20 protein-coding genes and 1 pseudogene are annotated in these 19,647 nt (G+C 56.1%); 7 read left to right on the forward strand and 14 right to left on the reverse strand.

Annotated features, from left to right (window positions below; genetic code table 11):
* Positions 1-26: 26 nt before the first annotated feature.
* The 5 genes from fcl to RUA4292_RS08505 all read right to left on the reverse strand — a co-directional run bounded on the left by fcl (position 27) and on the right by RUA4292_RS08505 (position 4,393).
* Entirely contained in the window at positions 27-1,004 is a 978-nt protein-coding gene (gene fcl, locus RUA4292_RS08485; protein ID WP_058277250.1) for a GDP-L-fucose synthase, read from the reverse strand.
* 10 nt (positions 1,005-1,014) lie between these two features.
* Positions 1,015-2,139, reverse strand: a complete 1,125-nt coding sequence (gmd, locus tag RUA4292_RS08490) for a GDP-mannose 4,6-dehydratase (RefSeq protein WP_058277214.1) — start codon at positions 2,137-2,139, stop codon at positions 1,015-1,017.
* A gap of 127 nt (positions 2,140-2,266) precedes the next feature.
* Complete coding sequence (locus RUA4292_RS08495) at positions 2,267-3,151, reverse strand: phytanoyl-CoA dioxygenase family protein (RefSeq protein ID WP_058277251.1); 885 nt, start codon at positions 3,149-3,151, stop codon at positions 2,267-2,269.
* 250 nt (positions 3,152-3,401) lie between these two features.
* Positions 3,402-3,839, reverse strand: coding sequence for a hypothetical protein (locus tag RUA4292_RS08500; protein WP_058277215.1), 438 nt, complete (start codon positions 3,837-3,839; stop codon positions 3,402-3,404).
* Positions 3,840-3,961: 122 nt separating this feature from the next.
* Positions 3,962-4,393, reverse strand: coding sequence for a hypothetical protein (locus tag RUA4292_RS08505; protein ID WP_158506989.1), 432 nt, complete (start codon positions 4,391-4,393; stop codon positions 3,962-3,964).
* A gap of 56 nt (positions 4,394-4,449) precedes the next feature.
* On the opposite strand from RUA4292_RS08505, the pseudogene RUA4292_RS08510 reads away from it, so the two are divergent.
* A pseudogene (locus RUA4292_RS08510) lies at positions 4,450-5,138 on the forward strand (enoyl-CoA hydratase-related protein).
* Positions 5,139-5,201: 63 nt separating this feature from the next.
* Here the strand turns inward: RUA4292_RS08510 and RUA4292_RS08515 are convergent.
* From RUA4292_RS08515 to RUA4292_RS08530, 4 genes are all read right to left on the reverse strand, one after another.
* Positions 5,202-6,308, reverse strand: coding sequence for a lyase family protein (locus tag RUA4292_RS08515; protein WP_058277217.1), 1,107 nt, complete (start codon positions 6,306-6,308; stop codon positions 5,202-5,204).
* On the reverse strand, positions 6,301-7,815 hold the full coding sequence (locus RUA4292_RS08520; RefSeq protein ID WP_058277218.1) for a tripartite tricarboxylate transporter permease: 1,515 nt from the start codon (positions 7,813-7,815) through the stop codon (positions 6,301-6,303). Before RUA4292_RS08520 ends, RUA4292_RS08515 begins: the two co-directional genes overlap by 8 nt.
* 6 nt (positions 7,816-7,821) lie before the next feature.
* A complete protein-coding gene (locus tag RUA4292_RS08525; protein ID WP_058277219.1) occupies positions 7,822-8,289 on the reverse strand; it encodes a tripartite tricarboxylate transporter TctB family protein in 468 nt (155 codons plus the stop codon).
* A 69-nt stretch (positions 8,290-8,358) separates the two neighbouring features.
* Positions 8,359-9,318 carry a tripartite tricarboxylate transporter substrate binding protein gene (locus RUA4292_RS08530; protein ID WP_058277220.1) on the reverse strand — a complete coding sequence of 320 codons (960 nt, stop codon included), beginning with the start codon at positions 9,316-9,318 and terminating at the stop codon, positions 8,359-8,361.
* A 100-nt stretch (positions 9,319-9,418) separates the two neighbouring features.
* Between RUA4292_RS08530 and RUA4292_RS08535 the strand changes: the two genes are divergently transcribed.
* Complete coding sequence (locus RUA4292_RS08535; protein WP_058277221.1) at positions 9,419-10,333, forward strand: LysR family transcriptional regulator; 915 nt, start codon at positions 9,419-9,421, stop codon at positions 10,331-10,333.
* 74 nt (positions 10,334-10,407) lie between these two features.
* Complete coding sequence (locus RUA4292_RS08540) at positions 10,408-11,247, forward strand: glycosyltransferase family protein (RefSeq protein WP_058277222.1); 840 nt, start codon at positions 10,408-10,410, stop codon at positions 11,245-11,247.
* A gap of 19 nt (positions 11,248-11,266) precedes the next feature.
* Here the strand turns inward: RUA4292_RS08540 and RUA4292_RS24750 are convergent, their stop codons facing one another.
* A complete protein-coding gene (locus RUA4292_RS24750; protein ID WP_058277223.1) occupies positions 11,267-11,473 on the reverse strand; it encodes a hypothetical protein in 207 nt (68 codons plus the stop codon).
* 42 nt (positions 11,474-11,515) lie between these two features.
* Between RUA4292_RS24750 and RUA4292_RS08550 the strand changes: the two genes are divergently transcribed.
* Positions 11,516-12,514 (forward strand): LacI family DNA-binding transcriptional regulator, encoded by a 999-nt coding sequence (locus tag RUA4292_RS08550; RefSeq protein ID WP_058277224.1) that lies wholly within the window; start codon positions 11,516-11,518, stop codon positions 12,512-12,514.
* Here RUA4292_RS08550 and RUA4292_RS08555 read toward each other — a convergent pair whose 3' ends face one another.
* Together RUA4292_RS08555 and RUA4292_RS08560 are read right to left on the reverse strand one after the other, a co-directional pair.
* Entirely contained in the window at positions 12,515-13,648 is a 1,134-nt protein-coding gene (locus tag RUA4292_RS08555; protein WP_058277225.1) for a Gfo/Idh/MocA family protein, read from the reverse strand.
* Between the two features lie 39 nt (positions 13,649-13,687).
* Positions 13,688-14,791, reverse strand: coding sequence for a Gfo/Idh/MocA family protein (locus RUA4292_RS08560; RefSeq protein WP_058277226.1), 1,104 nt, complete (start codon positions 14,789-14,791; stop codon positions 13,688-13,690).
* A 115-nt stretch (positions 14,792-14,906) separates the two neighbouring features.
* Here RUA4292_RS08560 and iolC point away from each other — a divergent pair, with 115 nt between their 5' ends.
* From iolC to RUA4292_RS08575, 3 genes are read left to right on the forward strand one after another with little or no spacing between them, the layout of a single operon-like run.
* The gene (gene iolC, locus RUA4292_RS08565) at positions 14,907-15,887 is read left to right on the forward strand and encodes a 5-dehydro-2-deoxygluconokinase (RefSeq protein WP_145974902.1); all 981 of its coding nucleotides are present in this window, start codon (positions 14,907-14,909) and stop codon (positions 15,885-15,887) included.
* Between the two features lie 9 nt (positions 15,888-15,896).
* A complete protein-coding gene (locus RUA4292_RS08570) occupies positions 15,897-16,733 on the forward strand; it encodes a 5-deoxy-glucuronate isomerase (RefSeq protein WP_058277227.1) in 837 nt (278 codons plus the stop codon).
* Entirely contained in the window at positions 16,730-17,569 is an 840-nt protein-coding gene (locus tag RUA4292_RS08575; protein ID WP_058277228.1) for a class II fructose-bisphosphate aldolase, read from the forward strand. The genes RUA4292_RS08570 and RUA4292_RS08575 overlap by 4 nt, the downstream gene beginning before the upstream one ends.
* A 9-nt stretch (positions 17,570-17,578) precedes the next feature.
* Here RUA4292_RS08575 and iolB read toward each other — a convergent pair whose 3' ends face one another.
* Both iolB and RUA4292_RS08585 read right to left on the reverse strand, forming a co-directional pair.
* Positions 17,579-18,385, reverse strand: coding sequence for a 5-deoxy-glucuronate isomerase (iolB, locus tag RUA4292_RS08580; RefSeq protein ID WP_058277229.1), 807 nt, complete (start codon positions 18,383-18,385; stop codon positions 17,579-17,581).
* 48 nt (positions 18,386-18,433) lie between these two features.
* Positions 18,434-19,615, reverse strand: coding sequence for a phytanoyl-CoA dioxygenase family protein (locus tag RUA4292_RS08585; RefSeq protein WP_058277230.1), 1,182 nt, complete (start codon positions 19,613-19,615; stop codon positions 18,434-18,436).
* Positions 19,616-19,647 lie beyond the last annotated feature (32 nt).

Below are 19,647 nucleotides of genomic sequence, written 5' to 3' on the forward strand. Positions count from 1 at the left end.
GACTACCCGGATCTGTGTCCGGGCGGTCACTTCGCGCGAAGTTCTGCCTCGGGTTGTTCCAGAAACCAGGCATAGGTTTCGCGAATACCGTCTTCGATCCTGATAGTCGCGCGCCATCCCATGTCGGCCAGCCGGGAAACGTCCATCAGCTTTCGCATGGTACCGTCCGGCTTGCTGACGTCTTGCGTAATCCGCCCAGTGAACCCGGTGATCTTTGCAATCATCGCTGCCAGTTCCGCGATTGAGATATCTTCACCACATCCCACGTTGATATGGCTCAGCATGGGTTGGGTATTTGCCTCATATGCAGCACGGCGCAGGTCCATTACGAACAAAGACGCCTCAGCCATGTCGTCAACATGCAGAAACTCGCGCCGGGGCTTACCTGTGCCCCAGATGACAACTTCTTCCAGATCATCCCGGCGTGCCTCGTGAAATCGGCGGATCAGGGCGGGTAGGACGTGACTGTTTTCTGGGTGAAAACTATCGCCTGGTCCGTACAGGTTTGTCGGCATCACGGAACGATAGTCGACGCCGTACTGCCGATTGTAGCTTTCACACAGCTTGATTCCGGCAATCTTTGCCACGGCATAGGGTTCGTTTGTCGGCTCTAGCACACCTGTCAGCAGGGCATCTTCGCGCATTGGCTGCGGCACAGCGCGCGGATAGATGCAGGAACTGCCCAACTGCAGCAGGTTTTTGACCCCCGCGGCAAACGCCTGATGGATCACGTTGCACTCAATCATCAGGTTTTTGTAAATGAAATCAGCCGGGTAGGTGTTGTTGGCATGGATACCGCCGACTTTAGCCGCCGCTAGAATGACAACGTCTGGGCGCTCGGCCTGCATGAAATCGGCGACAGCGGCTTGATTGGTCAGATCAAGTTCCGCACGGGTCCGTGTTACAAGTTCCAGCGCCTCACCTGATGCCTGACGGTCTTGCAAGCAACGCAGGATTGCGCCGCCGACCATGCCGCGATGCCCGGCGACGTAGATCTTGCGCATGCCCCCCGCCTCAGCCATTTTCGAGCGTGACCGGTAATTCGTAACCATGCTGTTTTAGCAAGGCATGCCGTTTGGCTGTCTTCAGGTCCTCGGTGATCATTTCAACGCACATCTGCTGAACGGTCAGTTCCGGCTCCCATCCCAGTTTGTTTTTGGCGTTCGAAGGATCGCCAAGCAATGTTTCCACTTCGGCCGGGCGGAAATATTGCGGGTCGATGCGCATGATCACGTCACCAGTTTTCAATGCAGGTGCACTATCGCCTTCGAAGGATTTGACTGTGGCGATTTCATCGACGCCTGTGCCTGAGAATTCAAGCGTCACGCCCAGTTCAGCGGCGGACCATTCGATGAATTGCCGCACTGAATACTGTACACCCGTTGCGATAACGAAATCCTCGGGGGCGTCCTGTTGCAGCATCAACCATTGCATCCGGACGTAATCCTTGGCGTGCCCCCAGTCGCGCAGGCTGTCGATGTTGCCCATATACAGGCAGCTTTCCAGACCTTGTGCAATGTTGGAGAGACCACGGGTGATCTTGCGCGTCACAAAGGTTTCGCCCCGGCGTGGGCTTTCATGATTGAATAGGATACCGTTGCAGGCATACATGCCATACGCTTCGCGGTAGTTCACTGTAATCCAATAGGAATACAGCTTGGCCACCGCGTAAGGGGAACGCGGATAAAACGGCGTTGTCTCGCGCTGCGGCGATTCTTGGACCAATCCGTACAGTTCAGACGTGGACGCCTGATAAAAGCGTGTCTTTTTCTCAAGACCCAGAAACCGGATCGCCTCTAGCAGACGCAAGGTACCAATCGCGTCCACATCAGCGGTGTATTCCGGCGATTCAAAACTGACCGCCACATGGGACTGGGCACCAAGGTTGTAAACCTCGTCCGGCTGAACCTCCTGAATGATGCGTGTCAGGTTCGAGGTATCACTCAGGTCACCATAATGCAGGTGCAGGCGCGGATTTGGCACATGCGGGTCCTGATAAATGTGATCAATACGCTGCGTGTTAAACGAAGACGCACGGCGCTTAATCCCGTGGACTTCATACCCTTTTTCCAGCAAAAGCTCGGCAAGATAAGATCCATCCTGCCCCGTAATACCAGTCACCAATGCCGTTTTTGTCATAGCCGAGATCCGAGAGTATCTGATTTGCTTTTGCAGTTTCAGAAACAGCAATATACCCCTGAATGCAACCCTACGCCGCCGTCAGGCTTTGATTTCACAGACGTTGGATACCATTGGCGCAAGCGTTTCAGGACGACGCATATAACGGCACGGATCCCTTTGCGCCTTCCGCCAGAGCTTTGCTTTGATCGTTGCGAACCTTTTCATACAGCGCCAACGCGTCCGCAGAAAACAACTCGGTTGGAGGCTGGACATGAACGAAGTTGTTTTGGCCATCCTGACCGCGCGCCAGCATTGCATAGTCGCGTTCTGCCACCAGTTGTTTGGCATTCGGGTTGAGATATCGGATCGCAAGACCAATGCGCCGGTCATCGGATTGATTGGGACCAGATCCGTGGATCGTCAGCCCATGATGCAGCGATATTTGCCCCGGTGCCAGTTCGATGTGGGTTTTATCTTCCTCAGCGACATCCACAGCAACCTCTTGGCCGCGCGACAGAAGATTGGTGTCTGAATACGTATCCTTATGAGGAAGGATCGGTTTCTTGTGACTGGCACGCACAAAATCCATACATCCACTTTCAACCGTTGCCGGAGACAAGGCGATCCACGCAGTGATCTGATCCGGAGTTTCGCCCATTCCCCAATAGGTTAGATCCTGATGCATGCCTACGGTATGAGCTGTGCGTGGCTCTTTGATAAAGAATTCAGCTGACCAGACCAAAATATCCGGACCCAATACACCCTCAACCACATCCAAAACGCGGGGATCCGTCGCGACACGCGCCGCAAGCGGCATTACTAGATGTGCGTTGACCCGTTTATAGGTGTTCAACGGCAAGGGCAGATCCGCGTCAAGCCACTCCTGCTCGATCCGCTCAAGCTCAGCGCGGGTTTCGGCGGCCTCCTTTTCGGAAAAGATGGTCAGCGGAAAAAGAAACCCATCCTCCCAATATTTGTCGGATTGCGCCTGGCTAAGTACGACGTCGCGCGTTGGGGTGTTTTCAGACATCTGGTATGCCTTCTCGAAAACTTGCTTTCCCAGAGTTTTACCCTGCGCTGCCCGCAGGGCGCTTATCCTACCTGCGACGATAAGTTCAACTTTGCTTTTGGGGCAAGTCACCTCGCGTTTCATTTCTGAAACGCTCTCGTGCTTTCAAAACTCCGGCCTGATCCACACGGATCAGACCCTGTGATTAGATTGAGAGCACAGCTAAACCCTCCCGGATCAAACGCATCGCACGAACGCTAAATACCAAATTTCACTTTTCAACATCCCAGCTGAGCAAAAAAGCTCCTGTGCTGCCTGCATTTACCAGCCCGCCGCCACCGCCGCAGCGGATAACAAGGGTGTTCGGGTCTATGATCTCGGGCTGATCGCTATAGGCAATCCAGCCACTTCCCGGCACCGTATACAGCCCGTCGGGCTGGGGTTCCGAGTAATAGCCCTGGACCTGAACAACGCCAACGGCACCGGCGAACGGCCCGGCTTCCAGACGCTCGGCCCTGATCCCGTCGCGTGTTGGCTGCCCGACGACTCGGACAAGATGACCCGGCGACAGATGCTGCGGTTCAAGCCCACTGACAACACTTGCCCCGATCACTGTTCGGGCCTGAAGGTCAGGTCCCAGATACGTGCCCGACAACCGCGCCTGATGCCCATTTACATGGATGCTGCCCAGATGGGTGATCGTGCCCACGATACCGGTGCCGATAATGCCACCTTCTCGATCCGTTTCAACTTTGTCTTCGGTCTATATCGAGACAGGCAGCCAAGACACCATGAAAAACACCGCGAGCACACGAAGAAACACACCCATACTTACTCATCCTCTTTCGGGTTTCTACTTTGCGCTTTCTGCGGCGAAGGCAGGACAAAAGCGCCCATTGCAAACCGACCGCTGTGATCGCCATCACTGTCTTTATCCTGCAGCTCGCGGGCCAGGAAATTGACCTCTTGCAGCAGCGCTTGCGCCCGGTCTGACGAGAATTGACGCAACTCTTCAATCGATTCAGACGACAGATGAGAATACCGCACAGCACGGTCAAAATTGTGTGGGGCATCCGGTTCTGCCAGCAGGTTCTGTGTTGCCACTGCCAAATGTGCAGACAGCGCCGCCTCGTAGGCCGCCACTTGTTCAGCGCTGCCCGCAGAATGAAGAAAGGCTTGGGACAATAGGCGAAGCTTGCCTTTTCCGACCTGTTCCACATTCTTTGGATCGACCAAGGTTTCCAGAACGTTACCTGGGGTCATGTCCACACGCGCGGGTTGCAACGATCCGCCTCAATCGGCGTGATCGACCGAACGCATTGAACACACAACTCATGCACGAGGTGCTGACCGCCGCCACCGAATTCGACAAAGACCCCGGCATCGGGTGCCTGATCCTGACAGGCAATGACCGGGCCTTTGCCGCCGGCGCAGATATCAGTGAGCTTGCGGTACAGACCTACGCGACAATGCAGGCGAGCGATTACTTCGCCGAATGGGACAAGTTTGCGGGACTGAGTCTGCCTAAGGTTGCAGCGGTTAGTGGCCACGCCCCTGGCGGCGGATGTGAAGTTGCTCTGATGTGTGACGTCATTCTGGCCTCGGACACTGCCAAATTCGGCCAACCCAAATTCAAAATCGGCTGCATTCCCGGCATTGGTGGCACGCAAAGGCTTACGCGGTTAATCGGTCGTGCCAGAGCTATGGACATGATCTTGACCGGGCGCATGATTGACGCGTCAGAGGCCTTGCAGATGGGTCTGGTCAGTCGCTGGATACCTTATCGGACACCGCGCGAGAGGTGGCCGAAACCATTGCAGATTACGCTGATGATATTATCGGTATGGCGCGCACCTGCGTAAACATAGCCGACCAGAGCACACTTGAATCGTGTGCGCGGTTCGAGCGGCAGATGTATCACGCGCTTTATGGATTGCCGGCCCAACAAGAAGGCATGAATGCCTTTCTGAAAAAGCGAAAACCGCAGTTCAGGCGCAGGACCCGGTGATCTTATCCCGCATCGTCAATCACCGCTCGAGAAACGAGCGGTGATATGACCAGTCTTTTCACTTCAGTGCGTTTTCCCAGCCGTGCTATACTCAAAGTCTGAAACCTTGCGGGCCATGGATTCAGAATCCACAACCAGGTTCGCAAAAATAGTTTCGACCCATGACAAAGCGCCTGAAGTCAGCAAAAACGTCTCGGGAATAACGATCCATTCGCCAATCCACATACCACCCGACCGTTCATGTTGATGGGTGGTGAATTCGCCGATTTGCTCGGCCCGCTGTCGTCCAAGCCGGGCGACGGCCTCTCCGAATTCTGACGCGCGCTGGTTCTGTTTGTGCGCCATGGCCGAAGACGCGCCTTTACCGGCTTCATGCACCTCGGACCATTCGGAAATATCCGATGAAGACAACAGATTGACATTATGCGAGATTTTGCACAGCGTCGCACACAGCCCTCCCAGCGCAGTTACAACATCGGCAAGCCCGTCACGGGCATTTTGCCAATGGGGTTCAACTACATTCAGACCCAAAGTGGCTGCCACGCCTTCCTTTATGCGATGTCCGGTCCCGTTTTCGTATCCGCGCAGATCCCCAACAGGGCCACCCATCTGGACATTCAGTCCGCGAACGCCTGCTTCTTCCAACGCTTGTGCACGCCGCTGCAGTTCAACTTTCCAGACGGTCAGTTTGGTTTCAGCCCGAATAGGCAAGGCATGCTGTCCATTCGTGCGACCGATCATGATAGTATCACCAAGCTGATCGATGTGTTGCTCAATAGCGGTGGTCAGTCTTTGCAGCCCGGTCTGGATGTGCTCCAGACCGATCTTCATTTTAAGGGCCAGAGCGGTGTCCATAATGTCCTGCGTTGTCGCCCTGTAGTGCACCTGTGTCGCGTGCTCACCGACCTGCCTTCGCAATTGTTCGACAAGACCAACGATCGGGCGCCCGACAAGCATCATGTCTTCGTGCAACCGCTCGGTGTCCAGATTGCAAACTGACACCGCATCCAATGCATCTGCAGCCTCTTGCGGGATCTGGTTTTCTAGCGCCTGGTGACGGGCCAGCGTCTGTTCAACCTTCAACCAGGCCGAGATCGTGGCGTGTTCCGACCAGACGGACCGCATATCGGCGCTGGAAAAGCAGTCGCGGTAAAGGGAGTGCTCAAGCATCTTCCAACGCTCCCTTTGCGATCTTGCGCTCTTTCATGATCCCACGGACGCGGAAGGCAATTGCCCCTGCGCCAATGACCAGAAAGGCCAAAGCGATTGGACGTTCAACGAAGATCAGGGCGCCACCATCCGACATCAACAACGACTGACGGAATGTCTCTTCAGCACCTTTGGCCAGCACGAACGAAATGACAAATGCCGCTACGTTGAAGTCGTATTTCCGCATCAGCCAGCCAGCAAAGCCCGCACAGGTCATGACCGTGACGTCAAACATTGATCCACGTGCAGAGTAAGCTGCGACAAACGCGGTCAGGAAGATCAGCGGGTACAGGACATTGGTCGGGATCTTCAGGATAATTCGCGCAACCTGAGTGGCGCCGAAGTAACCGATCAGACCATAGGCCACGATGCCCAGCATCCCGCAGGCGAACAGTTTGTAGACCAGCTCCTTGTCGGTCAGGAACAGGGTTGGTCCTACCTGGATGCCGTGGATCAGGAAAACACCCAAAAGGATCGCACCAATCGTAGACCCCGGGATGCCCAGCGTCAGCAGCGGGGCCATCGACGGACCGGACACCGCGTTGTTTGCAGCTTCGGGTGCTGCGACACCTTCCAGCGCGCCCTTGCCCCACTTCTCGGGATTTTTGGCGCGGCGTTTGCCTTCACCGTACGAAATGAAGGCCGCAATAGCCGAACCCAAACCTGGGAGCACACCGATACCTGCACCGATGAAGCCTCCACGGAACGCATGAGGCAAGCAAGGTTTATACTCTTCCCATGTCAGGCTGTTGCCGTCTTCCGTGCTTTTATTTTGTTTGGTTTCACCGGTTGCTTTGCGGCGCGTTTCCAATTGGGCAAAAACCTCGCCCAAAACGAATACACCGATCATCAGGGGTACAAGGCCAATCCCGTTGGACAAGTCAAACGAGCCAAAGGTATAGCGCTCTTCGCTTGAGATTGGGTCCAATCCGACCATAGCGATCAAAATACCCATCAGGGCAGATGCTAATCCTTTGACGATTGAGCTGCCGATGACCGAACCGATGACCACGAAGGCTGCAAAGTAGATTGCAAAGGTTTCGGGCGGGCCAAGCTTTAGGGCGATAGCCGCAATGAAACCGACACCAACGACCAGCAGGATATCCCCCATGAGGTCACCGATGACTGATGATATGGTCGCGACCTTCATCGCCTTGCCAGCCTGGCCGGCGCGTGCAAGGGGATAACCGTCAATCTGTGTCGCGGCACTGGCTGCAGTGCCCGGCGTGTTGAACAAAATTGCCGCGATCGAGCCGCCATAGCGACCGGACTTACCGATCACATACAGGAAGGCGAGCGCGAATAGTGGTGACATGTAAAAGGTGATGGGCAGCAGCATGGCAATCGCTGCCGATGCGGTCAGACCGGGCGTGGCCCCAACGACCATGCCCACAGCTGCGGCCAGCACGATGGCAAACAGCAAACTGGGGTCGGTTATGACCGAAAGAAGTGCGGGAAAAATTTCCATGACGATTTACCCCTGTATCCAGCTGAGCAGGTCAAAGACCTCGCCATAAGGCGGGTACACACCAAGCAGCACAAAAAAGATGAGGTGGAAGATCAACGGGCACAGAACGACGGCAACCGCCAGACCGATCCAGCTTCGAACTCCGAAGAAGTACAAAACAACCGGCGCAGCGATCGCCGTTGGCAAAAGATAGCCAAACCAGCGGAATGACTGCTGATAGATCAGGGCGATGATGAACAGACCAATGATCTGCAGGGTTGCGCCGTTATCCTGTTCCTGACCGGTATCGCCAGCCGGTTGACGGACGGCGCCTAACAGTAACAGGCCGGACAGAAACAGCAGTGCGATGGATGCTGAAAATGGTACGATACCAGCCCAGGTATCCCCCGGTGAAGCTGCTGGCACTTGCCAGGCGCCCCAAATGGCAACGATGGAAATAAGGGCAAGCACAAGGCCTTCTGCATAGGCGCGCATATCGTTCCTCCCTGATTGCGTTAGGTACAAAAAGGCCGGGGGAAGAATATCCACCCGGCCCCGAGGACTTTAGTTGGTCAGACTTTCGACCAGGGGAGCGGCGTCCTCTTTCATGGCGGACAGCGTTGTTTTTGCGTCCGCACCATTCTGATAGACCGGGCCTGTTCCGCGCGAGGCCAGCAGTTCGGCAAATTCAGGTTTCGCGGCGATCTGCTCCAGCGCAGTTTCCATCGCGGCAACAACCTCGGTCGGTGTGCCCTTCGGGGCGAACACGAGCACTGGCGAAGATACAGCGGCAAACGGAATGCCCAGTTCGCCAAACGCAGGCACGTCTTTCATGATGCCATCACGTTCTTGGCTGTTAACTGCGAGGGCGCGAAGCTGCTCTTCAAATCCTGCGAGCTGCTGAACACCCAGGAAACCAAAGTCCGCTTGTTCACCGATCAGTGCAGCACGGGTCGGTCCGCCACCTTTGAACGGTACATCCTGAGCTTCGATATCATTACTGGCCAGGAAGCCCATGCCGCCAACGTGGTGGAAGCCTCCGCGACCCGAATGGGCCCAACGCAGTTGACCGGGGTTGGCTTTGGCCGCGTCGATCACGTCCTGAACAGACTCGAACGGGCTGTTCAGTGGCACCATCAGCGACGTTTGCAGCTGACCGACCTGAGCAACAAACTCAAAGCTGTCCAGCGCATCGATTTCGGTGTCACGTGTCATTGTCGACAACAGGAACGAACCGCCCGAAGTCATCATCAATGTATAGCCGTCAGGGCGTGCACCCACGACCGAGTTCGCACCATTCAGACCGCCCGAACCGGGTTTGTTCACGACGACTACTGGAACGTCCAGAATGCCTTCGGCTGCTGCCGAAATAGCGCGGGCATAAGCGTCTGTACCGCCGCCAGCTTTGTAAGGAACAACCAGGTTGATCGGGCGCTTCGGCCAGTCGGCTGCGAAACTTGCTGTTGCTGTTGCAGCCACGGTTACTGCCCCCAGAACAGCAGTGAGAATTGTTCTACGCTTCATAGCATCCTCCCTAAGATGCGATCAAAATTAGCTAAAATTCAGTGTTAATAAAAATGCAAAGATGTTATCTTATCTTGCAAATTAGTAAAGAGTCCACCTGATGAATATCAAAGCCCTTCGCGCCTTTCGTGCCACCCTTTCCGAAGGAACGCTGGTTGCTGCATCTGAAATTCTGCACCTGAGTCAGCCTGCAATCAGCCGACTGATTTCCGGGCTTGAGGCAGAATTGGGCCTGATCCTGTTTGACCGCAGCGGCCGCAACTTGACTCCGACACGCGAAGGGTTGGCATTCTACCGCGAAGCCGGGCGTATCCTGGACAACCTTGATGAAGTGCCCCGCATCGCTGCAGAGATTAAAGCCGGACGTACGGAAACACTGCGCGTGGTCACGATGCCGCGTATCGCACGGGCAATTTCGGCGCCTGCACTTGCGATGTTTTTGCAAGCCCACCCTGATACAAACGTAACCCTGGACATCCGGGCGCGGCGAGAGGCCAGCAAATGGCTTGCCGGACGTGAATATGACATCGGCATCGGGGCATTGCCGGTCGAGCATCCGGGCGTCAGGACAAAACCTCTGCTGCGAGTCCGGGCGCAGGCCGTTTTGCCTGTTGCGCATGCATTGTCTGATCGCAAGTCGGTAACCGCCACTGATCTTGCCCGCGAGCCGGTCATTCGGCTGATGAACGGCCTTTTATTGCGCGAACAGCTTGATGACATCTTCCGGTCTGCGGGCGTCAATCCCAGACATACCTGCGAAGTCGCGGCGTCCCAGCTTGCCTGCTCGCTTGTCGCGGAAGGCGCCGGTATAACCATTGCTGACGAGTTGGTCGCAGCACAGGAAACAAAAGAACGTTTGGCCCTAGTTCCGATCGCACCAGAGCGTTGGATGACCTTTGGTTTGTTGTACCCCGCGACGCAGGAGAAATCTCAGGCACTTCAGGATTTTGAGGACGTTCTGTTTTGGCAGGCGTCCGAGCTATGCAAGAACAGCACAACTTTGTCTCTTGCCTGACAGTCGTTGTCAGGCGGATCTAGGTCCATGTCCCATGTCCGGAATAGGCAAACGCAACGATTGCAACGGCGCCGATGCTCAAGCATCTTGAAACCCCCGATCCACGATCATTCATGGGCTGCGCGAATTGCGTGGCGCAGCTGACGGACACCAAAATGAAAAAGTTGAGCGCAATCGTCGCAGACAGCCGGGTCATCAATTTACCCGATAACAATAGCAGACGGCTTCATATGACCAACTTGATGAACAAGCACGGCATCAGTTTTTCATTTTCAGAAGGCAGCGCCGGACAAAGCCATGCCTTAAACTGCGCCCGCGCCCACCTTGCAGCGCTTGAGTCACTCAAAACGTTCCCGGCATTGGTTCTGGAGGACGATGTCTCCGCGTTGACCGAAGACCTGACCATTCCTGAAATTCCAAAAGATGCGGACGTCGTTTATTTGGGGGTTTCGCCCTTCGGCTGCTTTCCCTGGACACGTCGCTATGTTCAACGTTTCAGCCACCGCGCGCATTACAACCTTGCACTCGCTTCGATTGAGAACAGTAATTGGCTGAGGCTGCATTCTATGGCCGGTGCAATAGCTATTCTCTATGTGTCACCAGCAGGTCTGGATGCGTGGCGGTATTCCATGCGGGCGGCCATAAAACGGAGTAAGCCGTTTGATGTGTTCACCGCCTACAAGATGACTTCCCTGAACGTTTATGCGCCCCACCGCCCCGTTTTTTACGAAGATCCCAGTCTGCAGCGCCCACTTAAGCATGTTACCCCGGAACAAAGACTGCGATGGACGACAACACCCTTGTCGCCAGTCAAAGAAGGCACAGTCGTCACTATTCCCACCAAAGGCGGTGCAATGCGCGCTCAGGCTGAAGTGTGCGGAGATAACCGTCTTGAATGGTCACTGCTTCAATGAGGTCGGGAAAGGGGTATTCTCAGGTTGCTGGCCACGCAATGTCAGGGTCTTTAAGTGCGATGCGCTTGCTGTTACCACCTTCGATACAACGCTTGGACTTGCAGATAGCATCCAAGTCGGAGGGCTTGAGATTTTTGATGCTCCTTTGCAAGGAACCCAACGTCTTTTCAGCAAAACCTTGCAACCGATTGCAAATCCGACGCAATAGGGCGTAGTATTTTCCCATGAATTTGACTGAAAGCCATCCCCGAACCCATCGGTGCCAGCTATGAGTGTGACCCTCAAAGAAGTGGCCGCACTGGCCGGTGTATCTCGCTCTGCCGTATCGCGGACCTTTACCGAAGGCGCGTCCGTATCACCAAAGACACGTAGCAAGGTGGAGAAGGCTGCAGCTGAACTGGGGTACAGCCCAAACGCGTTGGCTTCTTCGCTGACAACCGGACGCACCAAGTTGATCGGTTTGATTTCTAACAACTTCCACAACCCCATTTTTCTTGAGGTCTTTGACCAGTTCACTCGCGCTTTGCAGGAACGCGGCCTGCGTCCGCTGATCGTGAACCTGACCGACGAAACCGAGCCGACAAATTCGGTCCGAATGCTGCGGCAGTATTCTGTGGATGCTGCCATCGTCGCCTCATCAACCTTGCCCCCCAGCTTTGCCAAGGCGTTCCACGATGCAGGTGTTCCGGTAGTGCACACTTTCGGTCGATCTGCGACGTCAACTGAGGTGCATGTTGTAGGCATAGACAACGTTGAATGCGGACGCATGGCCGCGCGCGAGCTGTCGTCGCGGGGGTATCGTCGTATCGGCTATCTGGGCGGCCCGAAAGATGCGACATCGGCGATGGATCGGTATCGCGGCTTCATGGAAGAAGTTGAAAAGCACCCGGAACTCGAAGTGACGCATTGCTTCGCAGGCGCCTATTCATTTGAAGCCGGGCGAGAAGAAATGCTTCAGCAACTGGCGGAAGGCCCTGCAGAAGGGTACTTTTGCGGCGACGATATTCTGTCCATAGGTGCCCTGTCCGCATTGTCCGATCACGGGCTGAAACCGGGCAAAGACATCGGCATCATCGGCCTGAACGACATGGAAATGTCGCGCTGGGAAAGCGTGGACCTGACGACGATTCATCAGCCGATCAAACAAATCATTACCGCATCCGTCGATCTGGTGGAAGAGATGCTGAAAGACCCCGAGCGTTACCCCGAGGCCCGTATTTTCCCCTGCCGTGTGATCGAGCGGGGCACATTGCGGCCCCGACCCTGATCAGCGAAACATCGGCGGGCGCGCGTCCGTCCATGCCCCGTTATTTTTCGCCGACGCCACTGCGGCATGCACAGCCGCGATCGACCGCACCCCGTCGGCAGGTGTCGGCAGACCATCACGGGCCTCTCCGCGAATAGCGTCGGCAAGATCCCAATAGATGTTGGCCACGGCCAGCGGGAACCCTTCGGGATGGGCAATCGCCACACGGGACAATCGCTGCGCGTCGTCGTGAAGACCGCCCTCGCCTTTTTCGATGATCTGCGTGCGGCCACCGACAGGCGTATAGATCAACTGATTGGGCTGCTCGGACGTCCAGCGAAGACCTCCGGTTTCGCCAAAGACCTGAATGTCAAACCCGTGCTGACGCCCAATTGCCACCGATGAGGTCCACAACCGCCCGACAGCACCGCCTTCGGTCCGGAAATTGACCATGGCGTCGTCCTCAAGTTCGCGGCTTGAAATCGTAGACGCCATATCTGCAGACAAGGTTTTGACTTCATCGTCACTGATGAAGCTGGCCATGTGCAGCGCATGGATACCGCAATCTGCGAACTGGCCAGACACGCCGGCCATCGCTGGATCATAGCGCCACCGCACCCGAGGGTTATCGGCGTCAGTCGCGTCGCCATGGTGGCCATGGCTGAAATTCGTCACAACCAGGCGAACCTTGCCAATATCCCCGGCGCGAACCATCGCGCGCGCCTGGCGCACCATCGGATAAGCGGAATAGCAATAGTTCACGGCACAAATCTTGCCCGAGGCCTCTGCGACGCGAACGATCTCTTGGCCCTCTTCCACGGTCATTGTCATTGGCTTTTCGCAAAGCACATTGAACCCGGCTTCAAGGAACGTTTTGGCAATCTCAAAGTGGGTGGAGTTCGGAGTGGCGATTGTCACCAGATCAACCCGGTCGGGACGGTCCTTTTCCCCGGCCAGCATTTCCTGCCAGTCGCCATAGGCGCGATCCGTCGCCACGCCAAGTCTTTGCGCATATTCCCGCCCAACATCGGGTCGGTGATCCAAAGCACCCGCAGCGAATTCAAACATCCCATCCGCCAACGCTCCTAACCGGTGTGCGGGTCCGATCTGACTGCCTTCACCACCACCAATCATGCCCCATTTCAGCTTTGCCATGGTTCTCGTCTCTCTTAGATGATCTCTTAGTTTTTGTGTTCAGACAGTGCTGACGTCCTGCCACTGCCGCTGCTCTGACGACTTTAGCGCCGCGGCAAGGACGCAGTTGACCTCATGCCCATCTCGGAATGTGGGCCAGATTGATTTGCCAGTGTGAATGGCCTCAAGAAAATCTTTGGCCTCAATGATGATCTGGTCCTGATAACCTGTTCCATGACCGGGGCCCTGACAGAAAGGCTCATAATCGGGGTGCGCCGGACCCGTCAGGATCTTAGTGAAACCCCTTTCTTCCTCTGGTCCTTCGCGTCGATAGAGCCACAGGGCGTTCTGATCTTCCTGATCGAACCGGATTGCGCCTTTGGTGCCTGTAATTTCATAGGCATAGCCCATCTTTCGCCCCGTCGCGATGCGGCTGACATAGATATTGCCCATCGCACCACCGGCAAACCGGCACATGATTTGCGCGTGGTCATCATTGGTAACGGTGCCGCCTGGGCGTTCACTATGAACCGTTTCCACTTCGGCCATAACCTCGACAATCGGACCGATCAGGGCCAAAGCACCGTTGATCATATGTGGGGCAAGATCCCCGATCGTGCCGTTGGCCATTCCGGACGTCCGCCATGTAGCCGGGGCGCCGGGGTCGGCATAGAAGTCCTCAGTATGCTCGCCGCGAAACCAGGTTATGTCCCCCAATTCACCGTTGGCTATCAACTGACGGGCAAACTGTGTTGCGGGCGTTCTGACGTAGTTGAACCCGACCATATTGGTGACGCCCGTTGCCTCGGCCGCGGCAACCATTGCGCGCCCATCATCCAAAGAAGATCCGAGGGGTTTTTCACACAACACAGGCTTGCCCAATGCCAATGCGGCCTCTGCAATCTGTCTGTGCGTTGTTTGAGGCGAGGCAATCACGACGGCATCAACTGCCGGATCATTGACCAGCATAGACCAATCCGAGGTCGCGCGACGAAAGCCGTAAGCCGCGCGGTATCGCTCGGCGCTTTCGGGCGTGGACGCACAAATCATCTCAAGTCGTGGCCGCAACGCTGTGTTGAACACTGCGCCTACGGCTGACATCGCGACTGAATGAGCTTTGCCCATATAGCCACCGCCGATTATTCCAATTCCGATTTCAGGCATCTGCAACGGCTCCGAACAATGTATTTGCAACCGGTTGCAAAATCAGTATCGTGTGAATCGATTCAACGCAAGGACCAACGATCCTCGCCAGCCCATTTTTGCCGGAGGACATGACGTGAGCGCTTTGATAGACGGTATCAAAGGAAACCGGTTCGCGGTCTTTGGACGCGCGGGCATGGACCTGTATGCCGATCCCGTTGGTGTTAAAAGCGAAGACGCCAACACGTTTCACGCGGATCTGGGTGGTTCATCGGCAAATATCTGCGCGGGGCTGGTCAAACTGGGCAGCCAGGCATCCTTGATCACTTCGGTCTCAGATGATGCGGTTGGCCGCTTCTGCCTGAAAAAACTTGCTCACTACGGTGTAGACGCATCCTTTATCCGCGTCGTCGGTGGTGAATACCGCATGTCTCTGGCCGTTTACGAAAGCCGGATCGAAGAATTTCAGAATGTCATCTACCGCAACGGCGCAGTCGACTTTCAGGTGACCGAGGATGACATGGACAAGGTCGACTACGGCAAATTTTCAGCCGTGATATCTGCCGGAACGGTGTTTGCCGCTGAACCCTCGCGCAGCGCCACGTTTCGCGCGTTCGAAAACGCACGCAAGGCGGGTTTGCCGGTAATTTTTGACATAGACTACCGTCCCTACAGCTGGCCATCGCCTGAGGTGGCCGCCGAAGTCCTCTCGCGCGCGGGCGAAGCAAGCGATCTAATCGTCGGTAATGACGAGGAATTCGGGTTCATGGCAGGCGGCATCGACAAAGGATTCGCCAAAGCCCAGGAGTTGGCAGCGAAACCGGGCCGGATCGTGATCTACAAGATGGGCGAAAAAGGCGCGGTAACTCTGGTGGATGGGCAGGAAATCGAAACCGGCATCTATCCGGTAGAGGCCGTCAAACCCAACGGTGCCGGCGACAGTTTCATGGCCGGCCTGCTGGCCTCGATCGCCGCTGGAAGCGAGCCTAAAGAAGCAGTTATGCGCGGCTCAGCCTGTGCCTCGATCGTCGTGTCCAAGCCCGGCTGCGCTCCAGCCATGCCAACAACTCCGGAACTGGACGCATTTCTTGCGGCCCATCCCGGCCCAACGACATAGGAACCCCTCATGCACATCGCTCCCTATGACAATCAGAACAAACCGATCGTCGACGCCGATGATCCAACGGTTCCGCTGAACTACTTCAACATCGTCAAACTGAAAAAGGGCGAAGCGTTTGAATATCAGGTGCCCGGTTATGAGACGTGTATCGTGCCCGCCACGGGCAGTGTCGATGTCGATGTCGAAGGCGAGCAGTTCGCTAAGCTGGGCAAGCGGGGCGAAGACGTCTGGGATGGGGACCCGGAGGGCGTTTATGTGCCGGTCGGCGCTAAGGTCCAACTGGTCTGCGTGTCGGATGAAACCGAAATCTTCATAGCGGGCGCCAAGTACGACAAGGTACTGGATCCGTTCGATGTGCGTGAACACGACCTTGTGCAATACGGCAGCGACGACACGAAAACTCATCGCAAAATCAAACACATCCTCGGCCAGAAACAACACGACAAAGTGGGTCGCCTGCTGGTCAGTGAACTGTTCACCGTGGGTCAGGGCGGCTGGTCCGGCTTCCCCAGCCACAAGCATGACACGAACCGTCTGCCCGACGAGACGCGGCACGACGAGACCTACAATTTCCGTTTCAAACCCAACTGGGGATCGGGCCTTCAGATGTTGCAGCGTGAGGATAACGAACCGGGCGATGCGTACCACATCGTCGACGGCTCAACGATCTGCATCGACAAGGGGTACCACCCCTGCTGTGTTCTGCCGGGGTACGAGATGTACTATTTCACCATCCTGGGCGGTCTGACTCAGCGTTCGCTGGTTCAGTACTTTCAACCAACCCATGCCTATCAGGTCGAGACCATTCCAGGCATCAAAGACATGATTGCCAAATTCAAATGACCCTCGCCACGCTCAAAGACGTCCTCACCCCCGCATACGAAAACGGCTACGCTGTTGGCGGGCTTGTTACGCTGGGATGGGAGGATATGCGCGCCTATGTAGCCGCAGCCGAGGCGGAAAATGCGCCGGTGATCCTTCAGGCTGGTCCAAGCTGCCGCGAACACACACCCCTGCCTGTTCTGGGCAAGATGTTTCGCTTCCTGGCGGAAAATGCCTCGGTTCCTGTCGTGGCCCATCTGGATCACGGTTATACATTCGAGGACTGCAAGATCGCATTGGACAGCGGGTTCACATCGCTCATGTTCGACGGGTCACGCAAGCCGCTGCAGCAAAACATCGACGAAACTGCTGCCATTGCCGAAATGGCCCATGCGGCAGGTATTTCCTGCGAAGGTGAGATCGGCTTTGTCGGCTATTCCGGCGGCGAAGGATCGAACGGGACAGACCCAAACGAGGCCGCGCAGTTCGCTCGTGAAAGCGGCGTGGACGCAATGGCCATCTCAGTCGGAAACGTTCATCTGCAACAGAACAAAGAAGGCGGATTAGACGAGACTCGCATCGCCGAAATCGACGCTGCGACAAGTGTTCCGTTGGTCATTCATGGCGGCTCTGGCGTGCCTGTGGAACAACGCAGCCGGTTGGCGCGGGAAACGTCGATCTGCAAGTTCAATATCGGTACCGAACTGCGCATGGCATTTGGTAACGCGCTGCGCGAGGCTGTCAACCGAGACCCTGACAGATTTGACCGCGTGACGATCCTGAAAGAGACCCACGACCCGGTTGAGGCGGCAGCCCGCATGGTCATTCGGGCCTTTGGTGCGCCCGCGCAAAGGTAGGCGTGGGCGTTACGCGTCGCGCTCCATGATCCATTCAACTTCGGGGGCCGGAACAAAGCGCCATTTGCGCAGCGGTCCGGCCATAACGTTCAGATAATACATCTCGAACCCATAAGGTGCGCCGCATGGGTGATGACCGCGGGGCACGCAAACAACATCGCCATCGGATACAGCCATAGTCTCATCCAACTGCCCATCATCGGTATAGACACGCTGAATCCCGAACCCATTCGCCGGGTTCAGACGGTGGTAGTAGGTCTCTTCCAGATAGGTGATCCGCGGAAAATCTTCTTCATCGTGTCGATGGCTGGGATACGATGACCAATGCCCGTTTGGCGTAAACACTTCGGTCACCAGCAAGCTATCAGCATAGTCCTCATTCTCCATCGCTATGTTGTTGATATAGCGCGTATTTACGCCCTTGCCGCGCTCGGTCAGAGTAATGCCTTCGGGGCCGATGCGTCGCGCAGAGTGGCCACTCTTGCCCGGGGCTGTACACACCGCAATCACGCAATCCGTTTCGGCTGTGGCCGTCCATTCTGTGCCGTTCGGCAGATAAAGACAGTGCGGTGGCGTCTTCTCAAAAACGTTCATCCGATCGCCCAGAACACCCCAGTCCCGCTCAGCTCCGGCGATGCGGGCCTTGCCCTCGACCATGACCAGAATGACCTCGCGATCACCCGTTGCCTCGGCCACTGTATTGCCTGCCCGAAGGTGGTAAAGCCCAAACCCCACATAGCGCCACCCGGCACTGGCCGGAGTGATGTCATGCACTTTACCTCTGGTCCCAAAGGGCTTTTTGAGCAGGTCGGCCATGTGTTTTTCTCCGTGTGGGGCGGGCTTGGAATGCCCGCCCGTATTCCTTCAGGCAGCTTGCCTTGTTTGCAGCGCCGAGAATGTCTCGGCCAATTGTTGTTCGGTCCATCCTTCAGACACAGCACGACGCAAAATGTCGGCCTGACTTTCTGGGGCGTTGCCACCGACCGGAGGATCCGTATCCAGATTGGTCGGGAACGGGTATCCCTCTGCCGTGGCGGCGATGACTGCATCCAGTTCGGCCCCGATCAGCTCACCACGTTGATTCAACGCAACAAGCGACGGAAATACCACCTCGGACATAGACCGTCGGTCAACAGCTTCCATTGCGCGGCCAAATGCAGATGAGATTTGCAACAAGTTTGCCATCCGGTCGATATCCGCACTGCGATTTTCACCAGCCGCATGGAACAGTGCCGGGTTGAAGAACACAGCATCCCCCTTGTCCAGCGCCAGCTGGATATAGCAGTCTTCGAAATGCGCGCGGTGGCCCTCGTCATGAAACGCCAGGTAGCCCGGCGGATAGAGCTGTGAGAACGGCAGCAGCTTGGTTGGCCCGCTTTCGGCCGGCATATCGCAATGGGCGACCGCCCCCTGCAACGTCAATGATGCCGTGACCAGATGTGCATGTGCGGGGTAGCGCGCAGCACTTTCTGCGCTCTGAAATCCAAGGTGGTAATCCCTGTGCGCCAGCTGCGCTTTACCGCCTGGACGCACTTGATTGATCTGTGCCGTGACCTGATAGTTTGGCCCCAACCACGCCTCGCAAGCTGCAGAAACAGCCGTGTTCCCGAAATAGAGGGCAAAACCCTCGGGGTCGCGCAGACATTGCTTTTGCAGGGCGTTCCAGATCCGATCATTGGCCCCGGACGCCGCAAAGTGGTCACCCTCTCCCGCGCCGCTTTGTCTTTCGTCAACTATGATCTGGCGAAAGACATCGGTTGCGCGGTCAATTACGGACGTATCGGCGAACGCACGTTTCAGAACGATCACGCCCGACGATTTGTCCAACACATGTCCCCACTCGACCAGCAGAGCCTTGCGCTTACCTACGTTTTCCAGCGCGGGGCGCAGCTCGTCCATGTCATAGACTGGAACGTTCTTTTCGATCGTGGCGGCGTACGGGACGACATCGGCTGTAAGGTTCTGCGAGGTCAACACCTTGAATTCATCCAGATCACAGGATTCCCGGTCGAAATAGCCGACAAAACCTAGCTGCTGATTTACCATGATCTTCTCCTTTTCATGGCTTCGGTGTTAAC

Origin of the sequence: Ruegeria atlantica, from assembly GCF_001458195.1 — a bacterium.
Taxonomy (GTDB): Bacteria; Pseudomonadota; Alphaproteobacteria; order Rhodobacterales; family Rhodobacteraceae; genus Ruegeria; species Ruegeria atlantica.